Source organism: Spirosoma jeollabukense (assembly GCF_054777855.1).
Genome location: NZ_BAAHAD010000001.1, coordinates 1,271,391 through 1,291,134, shown reverse-complemented (window position 1 = coordinate 1,291,134; position 19,744 = coordinate 1,271,391). Strand labels below are relative to the sequence as shown.

General features: G+C 48.2%; 15 protein-coding genes. 5 read left to right on the top strand and 10 right to left on the bottom strand.

The window, feature by feature from the left end; all coding sequences use genetic code 11:
- Positions 1 to 127: 127 nt before the first annotated feature.
- The 6 genes from ACYVEA_RS05240 to ACYVEA_RS05215 form a co-directional block, all read right to left on the bottom strand.
- Positions 128 to 1,300: a Gfo/Idh/MocA family protein gene (locus ACYVEA_RS05240; RefSeq protein ID WP_461112282.1), complete on the bottom strand. Its 1,173-nt coding sequence runs from the start codon at positions 1,298 to 1,300 to the stop codon at positions 128 to 130.
- Between the two features lie 6 nt (positions 1,301 to 1,306).
- Positions 1,307 to 2,701 (bottom strand): putative oxidoreductase C-terminal domain-containing protein, encoded by a 1,395-nt coding sequence (locus ACYVEA_RS05235; RefSeq protein ID WP_461112281.1) that lies wholly within the window; start codon positions 2,699 to 2,701, stop codon positions 1,307 to 1,309.
- Positions 2,702 to 2,795: 94 nt separating this feature from the next.
- Positions 2,796 to 4,217, bottom strand: coding sequence for a Gfo/Idh/MocA family protein (locus tag ACYVEA_RS05230; RefSeq protein WP_461112280.1), 1,422 nt, complete (start codon positions 4,215 to 4,217; stop codon positions 2,796 to 2,798).
- 165 nt (positions 4,218 to 4,382) lie between these two features.
- On the bottom strand, positions 4,383 to 6,095 hold the full coding sequence (locus ACYVEA_RS05225) for a RagB/SusD family nutrient uptake outer membrane protein (protein ID WP_461112278.1): 1,713 nt from the start codon (positions 6,093 to 6,095) through the stop codon (positions 4,383 to 4,385).
- Positions 6,096 to 6,141: 46 nt separating this feature from the next.
- Positions 6,142 to 9,294, bottom strand: coding sequence for a SusC/RagA family TonB-linked outer membrane protein (locus tag ACYVEA_RS05220; RefSeq protein ID WP_461112277.1), 3,153 nt, complete (start codon positions 9,292 to 9,294; stop codon positions 6,142 to 6,144).
- Positions 9,295 to 9,315: 21 nt separating this feature from the next.
- Positions 9,316 to 10,110, bottom strand: coding sequence for a FecR family protein (locus ACYVEA_RS05215; RefSeq protein WP_461112276.1), 795 nt, complete (start codon positions 10,108 to 10,110; stop codon positions 9,316 to 9,318).
- A 552-nt stretch (positions 10,111 to 10,662) separates the two neighbouring features.
- Between ACYVEA_RS05215 and ACYVEA_RS05210 the strand changes: the two genes are divergently transcribed.
- On the top strand, positions 10,663 to 11,481 hold the full coding sequence (locus tag ACYVEA_RS05210; RefSeq protein ID WP_461112275.1) for a hypothetical protein: 819 nt from the start codon (positions 10,663 to 10,665) through the stop codon (positions 11,479 to 11,481).
- A 242-nt stretch (positions 11,482 to 11,723) separates the two neighbouring features.
- Here ACYVEA_RS05210 and ACYVEA_RS05205 read toward each other — a convergent pair whose 3' ends face one another.
- A complete protein-coding gene (locus ACYVEA_RS05205) occupies positions 11,724 to 12,167 on the bottom strand; it encodes an OsmC family protein (RefSeq protein WP_461112274.1) in 444 nt (147 codons plus the stop codon).
- Between the two features lie 158 nt (positions 12,168 to 12,325).
- Here ACYVEA_RS05205 and ACYVEA_RS05200 point away from each other — a divergent pair, with 158 nt between their 5' ends.
- The 4 genes from ACYVEA_RS05200 (at position 12,326) to metK (ending at position 16,746) form a co-directional block, all read left to right on the top strand.
- Positions 12,326 to 13,123, top strand: a complete 798-nt coding sequence (locus tag ACYVEA_RS05200; RefSeq protein WP_461112273.1) for a hypothetical protein — start codon at positions 12,326 to 12,328, stop codon at positions 13,121 to 13,123.
- A gap of 126 nt (positions 13,124 to 13,249) precedes the next feature.
- Positions 13,250 to 14,128 (top strand): lipoyl synthase, encoded by an 879-nt coding sequence (gene lipA, locus ACYVEA_RS05195; RefSeq protein WP_461112272.1) that lies wholly within the window; start codon positions 13,250 to 13,252, stop codon positions 14,126 to 14,128.
- Positions 14,129 to 14,214: 86 nt separating this feature from the next.
- On the top strand, positions 14,215 to 15,384 hold the full coding sequence (locus ACYVEA_RS05190; protein WP_461112271.1) for a lycopene cyclase family protein: 1,170 nt from the start codon (positions 14,215 to 14,217) through the stop codon (positions 15,382 to 15,384).
- Positions 15,385 to 15,468: 84 nt separating this feature from the next.
- Positions 15,469 to 16,746 carry a methionine adenosyltransferase gene (gene metK / locus ACYVEA_RS05185; protein WP_461112270.1) on the top strand — a complete coding sequence of 426 codons (1,278 nt, stop codon included), beginning with the start codon at positions 15,469 to 15,471 and terminating at the stop codon, positions 16,744 to 16,746.
- A gap of 77 nt (positions 16,747 to 16,823) precedes the next feature.
- Here metK and ACYVEA_RS05180 read toward each other — a convergent pair whose 3' ends face one another.
- The 3 genes from ACYVEA_RS05180 to ACYVEA_RS05170 all read right to left on the bottom strand — a co-directional run bounded on the left by ACYVEA_RS05180 (position 16,824) and on the right by ACYVEA_RS05170 (position 19,703).
- On the bottom strand, positions 16,824 to 17,198 hold the full coding sequence (locus ACYVEA_RS05180; RefSeq protein ID WP_093828576.1) for an HPF/RaiA family ribosome-associated protein: 375 nt from the start codon (positions 17,196 to 17,198) through the stop codon (positions 16,824 to 16,826).
- 212 nt (positions 17,199 to 17,410) lie between these two features.
- Positions 17,411 to 18,775: a cytochrome P450 gene (locus ACYVEA_RS05175; RefSeq protein ID WP_461112269.1), complete on the bottom strand. Its 1,365-nt coding sequence runs from the start codon at positions 18,773 to 18,775 to the stop codon at positions 17,411 to 17,413.
- A 64-nt stretch (positions 18,776 to 18,839) separates the two neighbouring features.
- Positions 18,840 to 19,703 carry an SDR family oxidoreductase gene (locus ACYVEA_RS05170; RefSeq protein ID WP_461112953.1) on the bottom strand — a complete coding sequence of 288 codons (864 nt, stop codon included), beginning with the start codon at positions 19,701 to 19,703 and terminating at the stop codon, positions 18,840 to 18,842.
- Positions 19,704 to 19,744: the final 41 nt, after the last annotated feature.

Below are 19,744 nucleotides of genomic sequence, written 5' to 3'. Positions count from 1 at the left end.
CGGTACCAACGTGTCTGTTAATATCACCAGTACTTACTGGCGTGCCAATGGAGGGAAATGACCAGGATACCAGCGAATGCTGGTAATATTAACAGGTGCGGGTTTAAACCCGCACCAGAATACCAATTTATTTTTTCAAGTGAACCTCCTGTGCCTGTTTCTGGGCTTTGAGCGCCAATTCGGTAGCCAGGAAACAGTGCTCCTGCGTCATCGCCGTTTCGGTTCGGTTAAGAACGTCGTTGACGAGTTGTTCACCATAGGGCAACGGCTCTTTGTTGCAATCAATATAGCGGGTTTCTTTCTGATCGGTAATAAAAAGATGGTTTCCCCCTTCGTGCCCGGCCGGATCGATGTTCTTCCGGATCTCAATGAAGCCTTCCGTCCCGAGAATCGTCAGACGACCATCGCCCCAACTTTTTAGCCCATCGGGCGTAAACCAGTCAACCCGAATGTAGCCCATACCGCCATCCCCACGTAGCATGACGTCGCCGAAGTCTTCAAACTTAGGGTACTGCGGGAAATGAACGTTGCCAACCTGCGAAGCCACTACGTCCGCTTTTTTAGATCCGGTGAAGAACAGAAACTGGTCGAACTGGTGCGAACCAATGTCGCAGATGATACCCCCAAATTCTTTCTTGTCGAAGAACCACTCGGGCCGCGATTTGGGCGTCATTCGGTGTGGCCCCAGGCCGATAGTCTGGATCACATTCCCGATCGCGCCGGATTTGACCAGTTCGCCCGCTTTGACGGTTGCCCGGTTTTCAAACCGCTCGCTGTACATAATGGAGTAAATACGCTTGGTTTCTTTCTGCACCTTGCGTACTTCGGCGAGTTGTTCGAGGGTTGTGATGCCGGGCTTATCAGACATATAATCCTTGCCCGCTTTCATGACCCGAATACCGAGGGGAGCCCGGTCGACGGGGATGCCCGCGCTAAGAACAAGTTGAACGGTCTTGTCGTCCAGGATTTCTGACTCACTTTTCGCCTGTTTTACCTGCGGGTAACGCTTAGCAAAGTCAGCCATCAAATCAGGCTCTTTGGCGTAAAAGGAGACAAATTCACCTCCGCCCCGAATGACAGCCCCAACCTGGCTATTGATATGGCCATGATTCATCCCGATAACCGAAAACCGAATTCGGGCCGCCCCCGCCGGGGCTGAGTCACTCCCGAGCGATCCACTACGCAGAATAGCCGGTGCGCCGATCAATTCAGTGGGTAAAGCCGGTAATACAACCAAACCAGCCGCCGTACTGATGGTTTCCTTTATAAAATTTCGCCGATTGGCCTGTGGTGCGTTCATCGTTGATTAGTTAGATTTCTTCGCCAGCTCCAGTGCCTGCGTTGTTGTGTAGTATTTAGCAATCATATTGGGCACCTCCCAGGCGGGTAGCTTCCCGGCTTTGAGGTAGTCGAAATATTTTTGCGCCACCCGACCAAAATGCGCTTCGTGGCCTTCCTTGTATTTTTCTGGAATGACAACCTCCCAACCCGTAGCGATTTTCTTTATATCAACGCCTGGAAATTCCTGCTGAATTTTTGGTAAAGCAGCTTTCAGAGAAGCCTCCAGTGGCTTGTTTCCGGCAACCGCTTCAATGTACAGGGTTGGCTTGTATTGCTGAGCTGCCCCTTGCCGGATAATCAGGTTAGTTTTCGTGCCGCGCATGATGGAATAATGGGTGTCGCCCGCGCCTTCGGGTGCTTTGTAGGCCCAGGTTACCGAGACTTTGGCGTGGATGCCCCGCAGTTGGTAATTGATTTCACCGTTGCTATACACCCGTAGAATGCTGTCTTTCACTACGTCCTTTTTGAGGTAATCGGGGAAAGATTCCTGCTTTGTAATGGCTTTAAACTGGCTCAGGGTCATGTCGGTCGTCCAGCGTCGGGCCGAGGTCAGGTTTATGTCTTTCTGATAATCAATGACTTGTTCTGGAAAACACTCCCACTGTACCAGATCAATCAGGTGAGTTGTTACGTCCACAATGCCTTCGCCCTGTTGTGCTACGTCCATAAACCAGGCCGGACGGGTAAGAATACTGCCCGATACGTTCTTGTAGAAATGGTGAACGCTCTCTTTCGTAACGGCCGGATTGCCAGGTGTTCCCTTCTCCAGCGTACCAAACACATCCAGTTGTTGGGAAAAGGCCCGTTGCAACATCGTCGAGATTTCATAGCGCTCGGTCATGATGTCATAGAGCAGTACGTTCTTCTTTTCGGCAGTCGTAAACGATTCTTTCAGCTTATCGAAGTTTGAGGCACTGATCACCATTGGCTTGTCGGCCAATACGTTGAAGCCAGCATCAACAGTTTTTTGAATATAGTCGGTTTTCAGCCGGTTGTTACCGGCCATGACCACTACGTTGCCACTTTTGTCGGCAATCATTTTGTCAAAAAAGTCGGCGCCTTTATACACCTCTTCTTTCCAGTGTGTTGGATTATCGGGACGCGTATTATAGCCCTGAATCTTGTCCAGATGCAATTGCAGGTCGGACGGTCCGTCGCTACGGCCATCGGGTGCATAGACATGCACCACTGAATCGACACCTTCATACATGGATTTTTGAACCAGTGCTGCGTGGAAATGGCCAGGGTCCAGTGTAATCAGTTGAAAAGCGGCTTTACTCGTTTCGCTCTTTTCCGACGACTGGCAAGCGGCAATTAACGTAGCCATAAGCAAGCTACTAACGGTGGGGGCTAACTTCATGGAACTGTTATTTTCGCCGGGTTAAAACCCGGCGCAATTGCAATGAGAGATGTAAAAATGCGCCGGGTTTTAACCCGGCGAAAATTGAAAATTTCTAATGACTTTTAGCGGAAGCGACCATTTTTATCGCATATGGAGCGCGTTGCGGACGAGACAGCAGTTTGTTAGCCTCCGGGTCGTTTTTGAATTGTTCTTTCCTGGGGTCCCAGTAGAGCTTCCGGTTTAGTTTCATGGCTGCATGGTGGAGCAGACAGGTTGTACAGGAACGGTGTCCTATTTCGGCAGGGGCAATGGGTTCTTTTCGGCTCACGATGCTCTCCAGCCAGTTGCCGTGATGCTCCTTACTAACCGTCAGATGAACCTCATTCGGTCCAATGACCGACTCCAGGATTTTTGGGTCGCTGGCATCGAGTTTTTTCGCTGCATTTTGTTTGGCAATCGGATCGCTGGTGGTCACGGCAGCATCGCCACGGGAGACAAAGATCCAGCCCTTTGTTCCTTCAAACTTAATGCCGTTGGGAATCTCGTTGCTGACGACCATATGGACGCCATTTTCATACAACCCTTCCGTCCGGAATATACCATGAACGTCCCACAGGCCACTTTTTGGGAAATCGGCTTTCCCCCAGATTTCGATCGGTCCCGTATGTTCGGTGTTCATGGCCCAGTGTGCGCAGTCGACATGGTGGGCGCCCCAACCCGTTATCATACCTGCGCCGAACTGCTCGCAACGGAGCCAGCCTGGCCGGTCATAATCGGCTTGGGGATGCACGCGTTTCTCGGTATAGTAAACCTCGGGCGTTGTGCCCAGCCACATATCATAGTTAAGGTTTTTGGGCACTGGCATTTGTGGTTCCTCATTGCCTGATGGGTCACCAGGCAGACCAACATACACGGTTTTTAACTCACCAATACGTCCGTTACGTACCAGTTCTGCCGCATAGCGAAACTGCTCCGACGACCGCTGCTGACTGCCCACCTGCACGATCTGACCCGATTGTTTCACCGCGTCAGCCATCATCCGTCCTTCGGCAATAGTGAGTGAAGCCGGTTTTTGCATATACACGTCCTTTTTGGCTCGAACTGCATCAATCACAATCGGCGCGTGCCAATGGTCGGGTGTACTGACGATGACAGCGTCGATGTCTTTATTGAGCAATAGCTCCCGGTAATCGTGATAGACCTTAACGCCGTCGTAATCCTTGCCACTTTTCTTCGCGTAGTAGCCATTGACCAACTTTTTGGCATCGTCGGCCCGTTTGGTATCCAGATCGCAAACGGCCATAATCAGCGCGTTGTCGTACTGCCAAACGCCCGGCATGTCGTGTCCGCGAGAGATACGCCCTGTACCAATTGCCGCTACGTTAATTCGGTTGCTAGGTGCATTTTTACCGAACACCGAAGCCGGAACGATAGTTGGAAAACCACTGATGAATGCAGTTGATGCCAGCGTACCTTTTGCTGCCAGATCGAGAAACTTTCTCCGAGTGACAGGTTCGTTTTTTTCGATTGACATAAAACAGAGAGGTTTAGGACACTTGTTAAAGGCTATTTATCTAAAGACAGCAATCGAATTATCTTACTACGTTCAAAGAGCGAAAGGATGAATGAGTAAAAGAGTGAAAAGGTCGTTGCCTATTTTTCCACTCTTTCGCCCATTCACCCTTTCGCTCTTTAACTTTTAATATCCCGGATTCTGCGGAAAACCAGAGGTGCCATCAGCAGCTTTCTCCGTGCGGTCGATCTGCGTTTGTGGAATGGGACGAAGATTATTCGTCTCTTTCACATTCGGAGCCGCCTGAGGGTTATACAATTTAACCCGCTCAACCAGATTACCCCAGCGTTTTAAATCCATCCAGCGCATCTGTTCACCCATTAGTTCACGACCGCGCTCTTCCATCAGGAAGTCCATTGTGGCAGCAGCTGGCGTAATTTCCATCGCTGTTTCTTTGCCAGGCCAGGCCGCTCGCCGACGTACTGCGTTGATGGCCGCAGCCGCTTCTGTCGGTTTCCCCAACTTAATCTGAGCTTCGGCTAAGATCAGGTACGTTTCGGCTAAGCGGAATGCCAGATAGTCGCGGCTACCGGGCTCATATGTTTTGTCGGGCCGGAGAGGGTCGAAGAATTTCTGAAGGGGCAGGAACAGCGTTTCATTGTAGGCACTTGGCACGAGAACCTGATATGGTTTTTTTGCCCGCTCTGCCAGTGGCATTTCGTAGCCAGGGATGAAAATGGCCGTGTCACCCGCTTTGAACGTAACGGTTGACTTCGATTTATCAAAGGCCGTATTAAATGTACCTGGATTGTTGCTCAACCATGTATCCCGAAACGACTTTTTATACCGGGAGTCATTCACACGATCCTTAAAAACAGTTTCCAGGGCGTAAGTTGTCGGGCGTAAGCGCCGAAAGGGTCGGCCATAAAAGATATCCCGAACCATGCCGGCCTGCGTATCATACTGCATACCGAAGAACAGGTGAAGGTTGTTGCCCCCGGTGTTCCCCCCGGAACTGGCTAATGGCGATGAGGCAGCATTGGTCAGCGGATCGGATGTATACTGAACCGCGAAAACTACTTCATCATTAATCTCGCCTGCTCCCTGCGCAAATACACTCGCAAAATCGGGCAATAATTTAAACCCATAGTTGGCAATCACATTCTGGGCATACGTAGCTGCTTTGGCGTAATCGTCGGCTGCTTTCGCTGACGACGTTGCTTTTGTCAGGTATACACGAGCCAGGAGATGCTCCGCAGCCGCTTTTGTTGCACGGCCATAGTCCGACGATCTGGCTTTGTTCTCCAAATCTGGTAATGCCGACTCAAGGTCAGCCAGAATAGCTTTATAAATATCGGCTTCAGTTGCCCGGCTGGTTTTTTTGGTAGGCCCCAGTGTTTCTGTTAGACGCAAGTCTACGCCACCCCACTGCTGAACCAGGATAAAGTAATAGTGGGCACGCAGAAACTTAACTTCAGCTACCCGCTGCTTTTTCAGCGCGTCACTTATTCCCGTTGCTGCCGGTGCTCGTCCGATCACCGCGTTGCAGGTGTTGATGCCCCGGTAAAGTTCTTCCCAAACACCCTGTAAAATATCAACAAAACTATTCAGCTGGGTATCGTAGAAATGGAAGCCTTTGTAACTACCATCCGAGCCGGTCGCGTACAAATCCGTGCCGAATTCCGTCATGGTTAGGCCCTGTTGCGTTGCGTAGAAGCTGCGTAGTGGCGCATAGGAAGCTCTGGTAGCATCCTCAAAACCCTTCGGGGTATTGATATAATCATTGCCAATAGAAGAGATTACTTTTTCCTCCAGTACGTCTTTACAAGATTGGCCAACCAGCAGGAAAGCCAGCGTGCCAAGTAGGCAAACTGATTTTTTTATATATATACGGTTCATTTTTTTAGAAATTAAAAGTTGTATTAAACAGCCTCATCCGATACGTTTAAAATTTAACGTTTAAACCAAAGGTCGTTATCCGGGTAGCAGGCGTAACGTTATTATTGATAGTTCCGTCGGCTGTTTCAGGATCGACACCGTTGTACTTCGACCGATACGTTGAGAAGATGAACGGCTGCTGAATACTGGTAAACACACGTAATGATTGCATGCCCAACTTCTGAGCTAGCTTTGACGAGAAAGTATACCCAAAATTGATGTTACGAACTTTCACGAACGTACCATCGAAGTAAAATAAGGCTGAGTTATTGACGGGGAATTCCTGGTTGTGGTTGGGCCGTGGGAATTCATTAGTTGGGTTATTGGGCGTCCAGTAATCCACCTTGATTTGATTATATCGACCCGCCAACTGGTTGTTATCCCGGTGAAATCCGCTCAGAATTGTTTGACCAAAGCGGCCATACAGAAAGAACGACAGATCGAACCCTTTGTAGGAGAATCGGTTGGTAATCCCGGCGCTAAAGTTGGGAATATCTGACCCCAGGAACACCCGGTCATCGGCTGTTATTTTGCCGTTATTGTCGGTATCCTGTATTTTAATTTGCCCTTCCTTACTTTGGTATGATTTTGCTAGGTCAGCTTCGCTTGTCTGCCAGATACCCGCTTTTTTATAGTCATAAAAGGCAGTTAACGGCTTTCCAATAAACCACTTGTTGCCAAGGTCATCTACGGCACCATTGTAGAGAGAAACAATCGCTTCGTTATTTTTGGTGAAGGCGAAATCCGTTGTCCACTTAAAGCCACTTTTTGAGTTAACGTTTACCGTCGACAAACTAATTTCGACTCCCCGGTTGCGGGTTTCGCCGACGTTTTTTGTGACGGCGTTAAAGCCAATAGACTGAGGTAATTGGTCAGACAGTAGCAGGTCGGTTGTATTGGTCTGGTAGAATTCGATCGAACCGGCCACCCGTCCCCGCCATAAACTAAAGTCTATACCAATGTTTGATGAGGTCGACGTTTCCCATTTCAAATCAGGATTGCCAATGGTACTAGGCCGATACCCATAAGCTGCCGTATTGTTCCAGGCATACACGGTACGGCTCAACAGCCCCTGCGTTTGATAAGGAACCACCCCTTGGTTCCCTACCGAACCGCGGCTAACCCGTAACTTCAACTGATCGAGCCAGGTAACTTCTTTCAGAAAATCCTCATTATTGATGTTCCAGGCCAGGGCAATACCAGGGAAGTTACCGTATTTGGTGTTTTCACCGAAACGACTTGAACCATCCCGCCGTAACGTAGCAGTGACCAGGTATTTATCCTTGTAGTCATAATTGATCCGGCCCATAAACGAATTGAGCGTCCACTGAATCAAATTACTACCGACGCCCAGCACCAGACTGGCGTTGCCTACATTATTATACTGCTGGGTTTCGGCCGGAACACCCTGTACGGATAAGTTGCTGTATTCAAAATTATCCCGTTGAATGGATTGTAACGCCGTTATTCCTACATTATGATCACCAAACGTCTTGTTATACGTCAGGATGTTTTCCAGTGTATAATTGAATCCAAACTGATTGTTGTTAGACGCCGTTGGGTCACCCCCCTTCCGGTCGTTCGTCTGGGAGCCAGTAAAGCGACCAGCGCGCGAAACGGAAAAATCGGGACCAAAATTGACGCGGTACTTCAAGCCGTTGATAATATTAGCCTCGGCATAGATACTGTTGAAAATGCGGTATTTTTTGATTTGGTCTACCTGAGCGCCCGGCACAATCTCTGCCAGTGGGTTAGTCAGCAGCGCATCGTTGGTAGGCGAGAAGATGATGTTGCCGTTATCATCGTAGGGTCTGCCAAGTGGATTTTGCGAAAGTGTGAAACCGTATGGATTGAGATTGGCTCCGTTTCGAACGCTGTACATCATATACGAAGAAACACCAACTTTGATCACCTTATTGATTTGATGATCAATGTTGGCCCGCAATGAATAGCGTGAGTAATCCAAACCAGGATTAATGCCTTTGTCAAGAAAATAGCCCGCAGAGATATAGAACTGCGTTTTTTCAGTTCCCCCCTGAATGCCAAGGGAGTGATTTTGCTGAAATCCCTGCCTCAGGATCAACGATTGATAATCGGTGTTCCGATTGGCAGCAATACCGGCGGCTACAGCAGGATCTCCGCCTAAAGGGGCAACGTGGGCGTCTGCATAAGCGTCCGCTACGCCGGTTGGCACGGGCTTTCCATTGGCATCATTGTATTCATTGGTAGACCGGTAAGCTTCCCGGACGTATTCGGCAAATTCAGGGCCATTAAACAGGTGAACTTTGTCCAATGGATCTGTAACACCGGCGTAGGCATCATAGCTGATTGTCGTTTTCCCGTTGTTGTTACCCCGTTTGGTCGTTACCAGGACAACGCCATTGGCACCCCTGGCACCATATATGGCCGTTGCGGTAGCATCTTTCAGGATTTCCAGCGAGGCAACATCGTTTGGATTCAGGTCTTCATAGCCACCGGAGGTAAAGTCGAATGGACGAGTGCCCAGCAGTTCATTTCTATCCCCGGTAAGCGGAATGCCATCCACTACGTACAATGGATTGTTCCCCGCGTTGAACGATCGACGGCCGCGAATCCGAATCGTTGGTGTTGAGCCTGGCTTACTTCCCGACTGCGCTACGTCGACACCCGCAACACGGCCCTGCATCGCCTGACCTATGTTTGTAATGGGTTGTTCGGTAATCTGCTTCGCTGAAACTGACGAAATGGCACCGGTCAACTGGCTCTTTTTCTGCGTACCGTACCCAACCACGATGACTTCGTTCAAGGTTTTATCGTCGGCGATTAACTTAACGTCAATTGTTGATTTCGATCCAATGACTACTTCCTGGGCCAGAAAACCGACCGATGAAAAGACGAGCGTAGTTCCCCCAGCTGGTATATTAATTTTATAATCACCATTCGCATCCGTGGTGGTGCCTCGTGAAGTGCCTTTGACAGCCACGTTAACGCCCGGTAACGGACCGTTGTCATCGGTCGATAGCACCTTGCCCGTCACGACGCGTTCCTGCAACGGGTCTGATGCAGTCATGGGGTATATGGGTGGCGCGCTAAACGCCGGTTGGCCAACCAGCACCAGCGCTGTCAGGCCAAGTAGAGGAAGCCACGATTGCCGTGGCGGTTGCGTAATAGTTGTTTGCATTGTAGGTTTAGTAAAAAGTGATTAATTATTGGGCAATGACTTGGCTGTGCCAGTGGCGACTTCGAACGAATCGCCGGGTTGTAGCCGAATTGGAGTCTGGTGTTTCAGCAGGAGATTTATCTGCCCGGATGTTAGGGCTACGCAGGTACTTTTGGGGCGTTCCCGCACTTGAAACGTAGTGCCTACCGCTTCAATGGTAATGTCGGCCGTGTGAACCCGAAACAAACGGGCTGACGACGTATCGTTGCGGTGAACAACAGCAAAGTCGGCTTCTCCTTTTAGCCAGACAGCTCTGGGCGTTTCATCGGTCCACCGGCGTACATACTTTACGGAGCTGTTAGCATGCAACGTAATGAACGAATTGTCGGGCAACTGAATCTGGCGAGTTTGGTTAGCATCGGTGCTGACAGTCGATACTGACTGATTGGGGCCATATTGCATCCAGAGTGCCCAGCCAATGAGCAGTACTACGCCCAGCGCTGCAGCCACCGTACGGATAAAATACCACCATCCCACAACGGCCCGCACATCGGGCTGAAGGGGACGAAGATCCTCCATCGTCTGAAACGATTCACGAATGCGTCCCCAAACGGATGAGATTTCGTCAGACGAAAGCACCGGAAGTAATGGCTTACTACCTTCGATAATAAGTTGTCGAGCTGTTTCGACTTTATCGACGCAGTCGGGGTTTTGGTCGAGCCAGTTTTGCCAGTACGCTACTACCTCATCGTCGTCGGGGTGCTGTACCCAACGTACGAACAGGTCGTCAAGAGCAAGCTCTTCAACGGTGTAGACGGAATATGGCTTATGAGACACGGTATAGAACTGTTGCGTGTAGGCCAAAGCGTCAGGAATAGGGGTTTCTACTTATTTAACTGCGATTATGAGTTGAGTAAGCCTTTTTTACTAATAGACTATATAAATATGGATTATTTGAGGAAATTTTGCTTATTTTATATAATTTCGCTCTGATCAGATTTACTATAAGCTTCAGAATAAAAATAGACATTAAAAAGAATTTATCCGACTATTTTTATGCAAGCGCTTCCGGGAACGTTCCCGGACAGTATTATTAGAAAAATTAATTGTAAAAAATAGAGACCTATTCTTAGCAATAGCGCTTGAACTTAAAATGAACTAATAAATTTTTATACTATAAATATTGTATTTTTCTTATACCATTCTGGTATTTCGTGTGCTGCTTTACGATTGGGTGTGTAATCTACATAGCTCATTTCCAGGCGATTGGCGAAATCATTCATTGTAAAGGCCTGTCACGATTGCTAGGTTGGCAGAGACCTTACTTTGACGTGATGCCTGACCCCGAATGTTAACTATTGTGGTCTTTATAGGTTATGTTTTTATACTATGAAAACAAGCCCGAATCGAAGTTGGCAGGTAAAGCCACTTTGCCTTCTCTACCTATTATTTTTCCTGACACATATGCCTCTTTCGAGCCTGTCTACGCCGATGCAGGTTGACCATAAATCACAAGATTCAACGAAAATTCAGCCAACTCAGCCGTCTTCACGGACGTTTACTGCGTCAACCGACCAGCGTTTTTTCTTTTTCAGTGATACGCGTAATGACGAAAATCGTCGTGTGCCAGTGAGCGTATATGGTATACGGGCAGGTTTTTTATTTCCTCCAAATCATAAGCGCTCTGAGCTTAAGAATGGCCGTTCCGCTAGCTTTAAAGCAGGAGCCGGTTTTTATTTTATCAACCAGCATCTGGACCGGCCAGGATTACTGCCCAATACGTCGGAGTCAGTTACGCGTCATTTGCGTATTGCTACGGTTTATTACGAACGTTATCTACTACGTCGAAAAGCATTTGAAGTAAGTATGCCCATTGAATTAGGCTATGGTCACTCACGTTACGAGGTCAACGACGACGTATCGAACAGGCACGAAGTGGCGCGGGGCATTTTCTTGCCGCTTGGGGTAGGGGTTTCAGCGGCTTATCAATTTCCATCTATATCCTGGCTTCGGCCAATCCATTGGTTTGGTTTGAACATACTGACTGGCTACCGCTTCATTCTTAAAAAAGACATTCCCGATAGTAATATCAACTATACCGGTTTCTATATATCGGTTGGCCCCTCGTTTTTCCTCGAAAACCTAACCGCCGATGTTAAATACTGGCGGCAAAAACGCAAAACCCGAAAATCATCACGGGCTAATTAATAATTCATATATACCTGGGACAAAATCCTGGCTTAGTTATCTTGTTTTAATAGTCAGACTACCAGCAAGCTGGCTGTTTTCTGCCGTTTAGTAAATCGTCTAACAAATGTTAAGTATGATGGCCAGATTTGCTTTCTATAAATTAGTCTGATAGTAAGATCGGGTGGCCTACGCGCCATGATTTACATCTTCTGATGGCAGTCATATATCGTACTGCACGGGTAGCCCCAACCCTACATCTTTTACGCGTTTACTTCTTCTTCCCACCGGATGTTCACGGCCTGTTCAATATCAGGGTGTAGGCTGATGGCTACCGGGCAGGTGTGGGCAATTTTTTCCAGGCAGGCACGGGTTTCGTCGTCGGGCAGGAAGGACGCTCCATCCCGATTGGCCTGAAGGGTTAAATTGATTTCAATACGGGCAATTCGCCGGGGAGGCTGGCTGGTCATGATTTTTGTTACGTCGAGTGCGCTGCCTGTCAGATCAATACCGTCACGGCGAGCATGTATGGCCATGGTTGTTATGATGCAGGTGCCCAGTGCATTAGCTACCAGATCAGTCGGTGAAAATGCTTCACCCCGACCCTGATTATCAGTTGGCGCATCAGTGTTTATGTGCGTGCCAGATTGCAGGTGAACACAGTCGGTACGTAACTCGCCGAGGTAGTTGATATGAATTGTAGGCATAAATCAGTTAGTAAGTTGGTCGGTAATTATTTTATAAATTAATTCACAACCGGTTTGGGCTTAAACATATAAATTAATGCCATAGTTACACAACTCAGGGGCTGTGATTTTGTGAAAACGGGCAAAAAATAGTAGCTTTAATTCAGGATATTACGAAAATGCGAACGATATACGGATTAATTGGGCTGGTTTTAAGCGGTATGCTTTTCTCTATGCAGAATAGTGTAGCACAGCGGGTGACACAGAAAGCCGATGCCGACGAAGATAATTACCAAACGGTAACCACCTTCGGCCTTACAACGAATACCAACTCAGGCATAATTGGCGGACTTTCGTTCCGTCAGTCAAAGCTGTTGTCGGGAACATTGTTGGGTATGCCGCAGGCCCGCTATTTGAGCGTCGAGCTTGTCAATGTCAAGCATCCCAAGGAACTGCCGTCATCACTTAATTCCTACGGATCGCGTTTCATCGAAGGCAAAGAGAATTACTTGCTTGTGCTACGTCCGCAATATGGTCGGGAGGTCCGCTTGTTTCAACGGAATGGCGACGAAGGGATTGCGGTAAGTGGCATTCTGGCGGGTGGCCCATCCCTGGGTATTATCAAACCGTATTACCTTGAAGTTTCCTACGGCAATTTTACCCGTACGGTCCCAGCGTCGCAGGTAAATGGATTTACTACGCCTACGGGTGAGACAGTAACAGGCGCAGGTGGTTTTTTCCAGGGCATCGGCGAGTCGAAGCTTACCGTAGGATTGAACGTAAAAGCGGCCCTGAGTTTTGAATTGAGTGCCTTTCGAACGAATACAACAGGTATTGAAATCGGGTTTCTGGCTGAAGCCTTCCCCAATAAAGTTGTGATCATCCCAAACACCGATCCTACCGGCAAGCGTGAAGATGGTAATCGTAGCTTCTTCACATCCGGCTATATTACCTTGTTTTTTGGGAGTAAGAAATGAGTGGCGTTGAGCAAAGGGGCAAGGGCATCGGGAAATGACAGAATACCCGATGCCCTTGCCCCTTTGCCCAATGCTATTGAACTTTACGCCCGAAAAACGAATTTTGCTGGAAAGGATTGAGGAGCTATGATTGAACTACCGGTAATACCCTCCGAACAACAACGAAAAAAACGCCCCGACTGGCTTCGTGTCAAACTGCCAATCGGTCCTGAATACGCCAAGGTCCGCAAACTCGTGGACGAGCACAAGCTCCACACCATTTGTGAAAGCGGTAACTGCCCGAATATGGGCGAGTGCTGGGGCGCGGGCACGGCTACGTTCATGATTCTGGGAAACGTTTGTACCCGGAGCTGTACGTTCTGTGCCGTGGCAACGGGACGTCCTAACGAATACGATACCGATGAACCCCGGCGCGTGGCCGAAGCTATTGTGTTGATGAAAGTTAAACACGCCGTTCTTACATCGGTTAACCGAGATGAACTGAAAGACCGGGGTGCCGAAATCTGGTATCAGACAGTACGTTTGATTAAAGAAGCTTCGCCAACAACGACGATCGAAACGCTTATTCCTGATACAAAAGGGAATTGGGAGGCTTTGGACCGTATGATTTCTGCTGGTCAGGAGGTTGTATCGCACAATATGGAAACCGTCGAGCGGCTTTATCGTCGCGTTCGGCCTCAGGCTCGTTATGAACGTAGTCTGGAGCAGATTCGGCGGACGAAAGAATACGGGCAACGGACGAAATCGGGCATTATGCTGGGTTTAGGAGAAACAAAGGATGAAGTCGTTAAAGCTATGGATGATCTGGCGGCAAACGGACTGGATATTCTTACCTTAGGCCAGTATCTGCAACCAACCAAGATGCACCACGAAGTGATCGAATGGATTCATCCCGAAACGTTCGCCATGTATCGCGAAGAAGGACTGAAGCGTGGCTTGAAATACGTTGAGTCTGGCCCGCTGGTCCGGTCGAGCTATCATGCCGAGAAGCACGTGAATGTTTAGTTGATTGACAAGTTTTCAAACAATTAGGCAGTCCCATTATTTATACAAGAGAGTCCGGGCCAACGGTCCGGACTTTTTTTTGCCATATGAAAAAATATGACTTCATCATAGCTGGGGGAGGCATGGCGGGTTTAAGTCTGGCATATTATCTGAGTCAGTCTCCGTTGCGTACCCGCAGTATATTAATTCTGGATAGTGAGCTAAAAAACCGGAACGATCGCACATGGTGTTTCTGGGAGCCCGATGGTGGGTCTGCTGCATACACATCGGCGTTCGAGTCCATTCTATTCCGCAAATGGAAAACCGTTAGCTTTCATGGCACTACCTATGCCGGAGCGCTTGACATGGGTGACTATCAGTATAAAATGCTACGCGGTATTGACTTCTATGCGTTTGTGCGTAATGAACTGAGCAAGCATCCAACTATTGAGTTTCAGCAGGCGACAATCAACCGGATCAAAGATACGCCCCAGGGAGGCTTCGTTATTGCCGACGATGAGCCTTATCTTGCTGACTATGTGTTTGATAGTACGTTCGCGCTGAAGTTGGACCAACCTGAAAATCATAATCTTCTCCAGCATTTCAAGGGCTGGGTCATTACAACCGAGAAACCATGCTTTAACCAGAGTCAGCCGGAACTTATGGATTTTCGGGTGGCCCAGCATGGTGATTGTCGGTTCATGTACATATTGCCTTTCGATGAAAAAACGGCCCTGGTTGAGTTCACCCTTTTCAATGACCAGCTTTTGACAGATGCTGAGTATGAAGCTGAACTCCTTCAGTATATTGATCACTTCTTAGACACGGGTGGGTATCAAATTCGGGAAACTGAATATGGGGTCATCCCAATGTCTGACGAACCAACAGAGGAGAATCTTTCTGAGCATATCATCCGGATTGGTACGTCGGGCGGTTTCACAAAGCCGTCTACTGGCTATACTTTTCAACGGACCCAACGCTATCTACAAGCCATCGTTAAGAATCTGGCTGAAACGGGTAAGCCGAATCGGCGGTCGTCGTGGTTTGCTGGTCGGTTCAAGCTTTACGACAGTATTTTTTTGAACGTACTGGAGAAACACCGCCATAATGCCGATGATATTTTTACCCGGGTTTATGCCGAAAACCATCACCGTGTTTTCACATTTCTGGATGAAGATACCCGGTTTATTGACGAATTGCGGTTATTTGCTACTATGCCCTTTTTCCCCTTCATCTGGGCTTTTTTTGATGTATTACGCAGGAAGGCAATCGGCTGAGCCAACCTCATGCTCTTATGAAGCTTGTCCCCTGTCTAGAAACTTGTAGCTTTGTAGTTTCAAACTAAGTCACACGCAGCAGCAATGCCTTATCTCTTCACTTCCGAGTCTGTCTCTGAGGGACACCCCGACAAAGTCGCCGATCAAATATCCGACGCGCTAATTGATAACTTTCTGGCGTTTGATCCATCCAGTAAAGTAGCCTGTGAAACGCTGGTAACGACTGGCCAGGTGGTTCTGGCTGGCGAAATAAAAACCGATACGTACTTAGACGTTCAAAAAATTACGCGCGAGGTGATCCGTAAAATCGGCTACACCAAGAGTGAATATATGTTTGAGGCCAACTCGTGTGGTATTTTTTCGGCCTTGCACGACCAATCGGCCGACATTAACCAGGGCGTTGATCGTGAAGTTGCTAACGACGACTTCGAAACTTTAGCCAATGCACAGGGCGCGGGCGATCAGGGTATGATGTTTGGGTATGCCACCAACGAAACGGACAATTACATGCCTTTACCGTTGGATCTGGCTCATGCCATCCTGCGTGAAATGTCGGTGATCCGGAATAACGAAATTGAGTTAATGCCCTATTTACGGCCTGACGCCAAGTCGCAGGTGACGATCGAGTACTCAGACGATGATCAGCCTATTCGGATTGATACAATTGTTGTTTCGACGCAACACGACGATTTCGCTGATGACGAAGCGATGCTGAAGAAAATCAAGGAAGACATCATCAACATTGTTATTCCCCGGGTTAAGGCCGCTCAGAAAGCAGAATTGCATGGTCTATTTACGGATAACATTACGTATTACATCAACCCAACGGGTAAATTCGTGATCGGTGGTCCGCACGGCGATACGGGTCTAACAGGTCGTAAGATCATTGTTGATACGTATGGCGGTAAAGGTGCGCACGGCGGTGGTGCTTTTTCGGGCAAAGACCCTTCCAAAGTAGATCGTTCAGCCGCTTATGCTACCCGTCACATTGCTAAAAATTTAGTGGCGGCTGGTCTTTGCGATCAGGTGTTGGTGCAGGTATCGTATGCCATCGGCGTAGCGAAGCCTTGCGGTTTATATGTAAATACGTACGGAACGTCAAAAGTGGATATGCACGATGGCGTTATTGCCGAGAAAGTTGCCGAGATTTTTGATATGCGTCCCTACGCTATTGAACAGCGGCTAAAACTTCGCAATCCAATCTATTCTGAAACCGCTGCTTATGGCCACATGGGTCGAAAGAACGAAGTTGTTACTAAAACGTTTGGCTCGAACGGTCAGACTAAAACGATGGAAGTTGAGCTGTTCACCTGGGAAAAACTTGATTTTACGGATAAAGTTAAAACCGCTTTTGGCCTATAATTTTTGTTATTCCGACGATAAACAGAAAGACCCACCAGCTTAGCTGGTGGGTCTTTCTGTTTGGCTAAATTACTGATTTATAACTCGTCGATTTCAAAAATCTCGTCTTCTTCTGTTCGGGATTTAGCCTCAGTAATGGCTGGGCTTGAAATGTCATTTCGTTTTTGCTTAAACCGAACGAGCTTGTCTTTCAGGACATCCATCACCCGGTCGGTAGCACTCTCGAAACTTTTGTCATGTTCTTTGACGAAAATTTCTTTACCTGGAATCAGTAGCCGTACTTCGACTATTTTCTCCTTGACCTTGTTGGAGTCAGCTCCTTCTAGTCGTAGAAACACCTCTCCGCTAACGATACGGTCATGAAAAGTGTCTAACTTATCAAGCTTTGCCTGGATAAAATCTAACAGGCTTTGATCGGCCGTGAATCGCACGGCATGAATTTGTAGTCTCATTGTGTCGCCTTTAAGATGAATTGAAACAAAAGCATCAATGGATTAACTAAGTTTGAGTAAAAGGACCAGAAAGTCAATGCCATCTACGAAAGATGCAACCCCGTTTCACGGACTTTGTTACTCAAAAAAGTTAACCGTCTGTTAGGTGACCTTTTTAGTTGCTATCGTGAAACGGTTAAATAAACAGATTCTTTAAAAAGTATAATTAGCCATTATGCTAAAACTACCTGAATCGGCTTGTTAGGACGTAGCGTAATTAACGGTTTAGGTCTAATGCGTTGACTTGGCACGGGCTGAAAGTCAAAACTACGTACCATCATGGCCAATAAAATCTGCATTTCCATCAGGGCAAATTGATTGCCGATGCACAGGCGCGGTCCACCGCCAAAAGGCAGATACGCGTAAGGATGCAACTGCTCTTTGATACTACCCGGCGCAAATCGATCGGGGTCGAAGCGTTCAGGATCAGGCCAGTTTGTGGGGTCCCGGTGAAGCAGGTAGGGGCATACCAGCGCTGTAGCACCTGCCGGAATGGCGTACGATCCGATCGGATCATCGCCCAGTGCCAGACGGCTCATGATCCAGGCCGGTGGATAAAGACGTAGCGATTCCTGTACGACCTGTAAGGCATAGGGGAGGGCACGAAAAGCATCAGCAGATGGTATTTTAGCCTTGCCCAACACCGATTGACTCTCTGCCCGAAGTCGGTTCACTACATCGGGATGTTGCGTTAATAAATGAAGTGTCCAGGCCATTGAGACCGCTGTGGTTTCATGACCGGCAGCAAACAACGTAACGCATTCATCGCGCAGTTGTTGGTCTGACATGCGTTCCCCCGTTTCTTCATCCTCTGTGCTGAGCAACATGCCGAGCAAATCATCGCCCTGGTCGGCGTTCACGTTTTTTCGGCGCTGGTTAATTAATTCGTAAATAAACGAATCGACCTGGGCGCTTGCCCGCCGAAAGCGGAGATTACCAGGCGTTGGCCAATGCAGTGGCAAGCGGAACGGTGATACCAGGCGTTCGTTGGCCATGTAATTCAGCGTATCGAGCGCCGATGATAATCCACTAAGCTGGGCTGCTACGTCGGAACCAAACAGCGTTTTGCAGACAATCCGCATCGTTACGTCCATAAATGCCTGTGATACATTCACTGGCTGCATTCGATTGCTTTGTTTCAATTCGTCGAGCCAGATCGCCGTTTCAGTAATCATGGTCTGTGCGAGAGCCGCTAATTTCTGACGATGAAAGGCTGGTTGCGCCAGTCGCCGTTGCCGACGCCAGAAATCACCTTCGCTGGTGAGCAGTCCGTTTCCTAAAAAAATTTTCAGCACCTGAAACGCAGGCGACCGGCCGTAATTGCGGTGATTTTCCTGTAAAATGTGTTTGCTGTCTTCGGGGCTGAAAACCAGGTATTGGTGTCGCCCACCAATCCGAAGATGCACCATACGATTTTGTTGACGCTGTAAAGTTTGTAGCGTACTTAATGGATCGCGGAAGAACGCAAGCGTGTTGCCAAGCAGTGGCAGACCTGGAACCAAGGGCACAGTAAGCGGAGCAGAGGCAGTTGTTTCCATAAAAAAAGCCGTTCCGAATATTATTTCAGAACGACTATAAATATAGCTTAGAACTATCGAAACGCTATGAATTAACGACCTCGCCCCCGTTGACATGGATGACCTGGCCGGCAAAATATGACGCATCTTCAGAGGCCAGAAACACGTAGGCAGGTGCCAGTTCCGCCGGTTGGCCGGGACGTTCCATGGGTACATCTTTGCCAAACTCCTCGACTTCTTTGAGCGTTTTCGTCGCCACAATTAAAGGAGTCCAGATGGGGCCAGGTGCCACAGCGTTTACGCGGATTTTGCGCTCAATCAGGTTTTGCGATAGCGATCGCGTGAAGGCCGTCACAGCTCCTTTAGTCGATGCATAGTCAATCAGAGCTTCGCTTCCCCGATAGGATACCACCGACGTTGTGTTGATAATACAGTCGTTTTCAGCCATATACGGCAACAAGGCTTTTGTAAGTCGGAACATAGCCAGAATGTTCAGCTCAAACGTTTCACGCATCTGCTGATCCGATATATCAACAAATTCCTTTTGTTCAACGTGGTTAGCTGCGTTATTGACCAGAATATTGATGTGCTTATACGTATCGATGATGGTATCAACTGCTTGCTGAATAAAAGATAGTTGTTTCAAATCGCCGGGAATCAATAAGCAACTTCGACCTTCGGCTTCAATGAGCGCTTTCGTTTTTTGCGCGTCCTGCTCCTCACGTGGATGATAAAGTACGGCCAGGTTAGCCCCTTCGCGGGCAAAATGAATGGCCACGGCTCGGCCAATCCCCGAATCGCCACCGGTGATGACGGCAATTTTGTCTTTTAATTTATCTGCCCCCTGATAATCATCCCGAATATAAATCGGTTGTGGGTCCATTTCATATTCCAGGCCCGGCTGCGCGTTCTGATGCTGGGGCTTGGTTTCAATTTCCATTTGGTCCATAATAGTCATGAGTCGATAGTCGTCAGTCAATAGTGAATTTC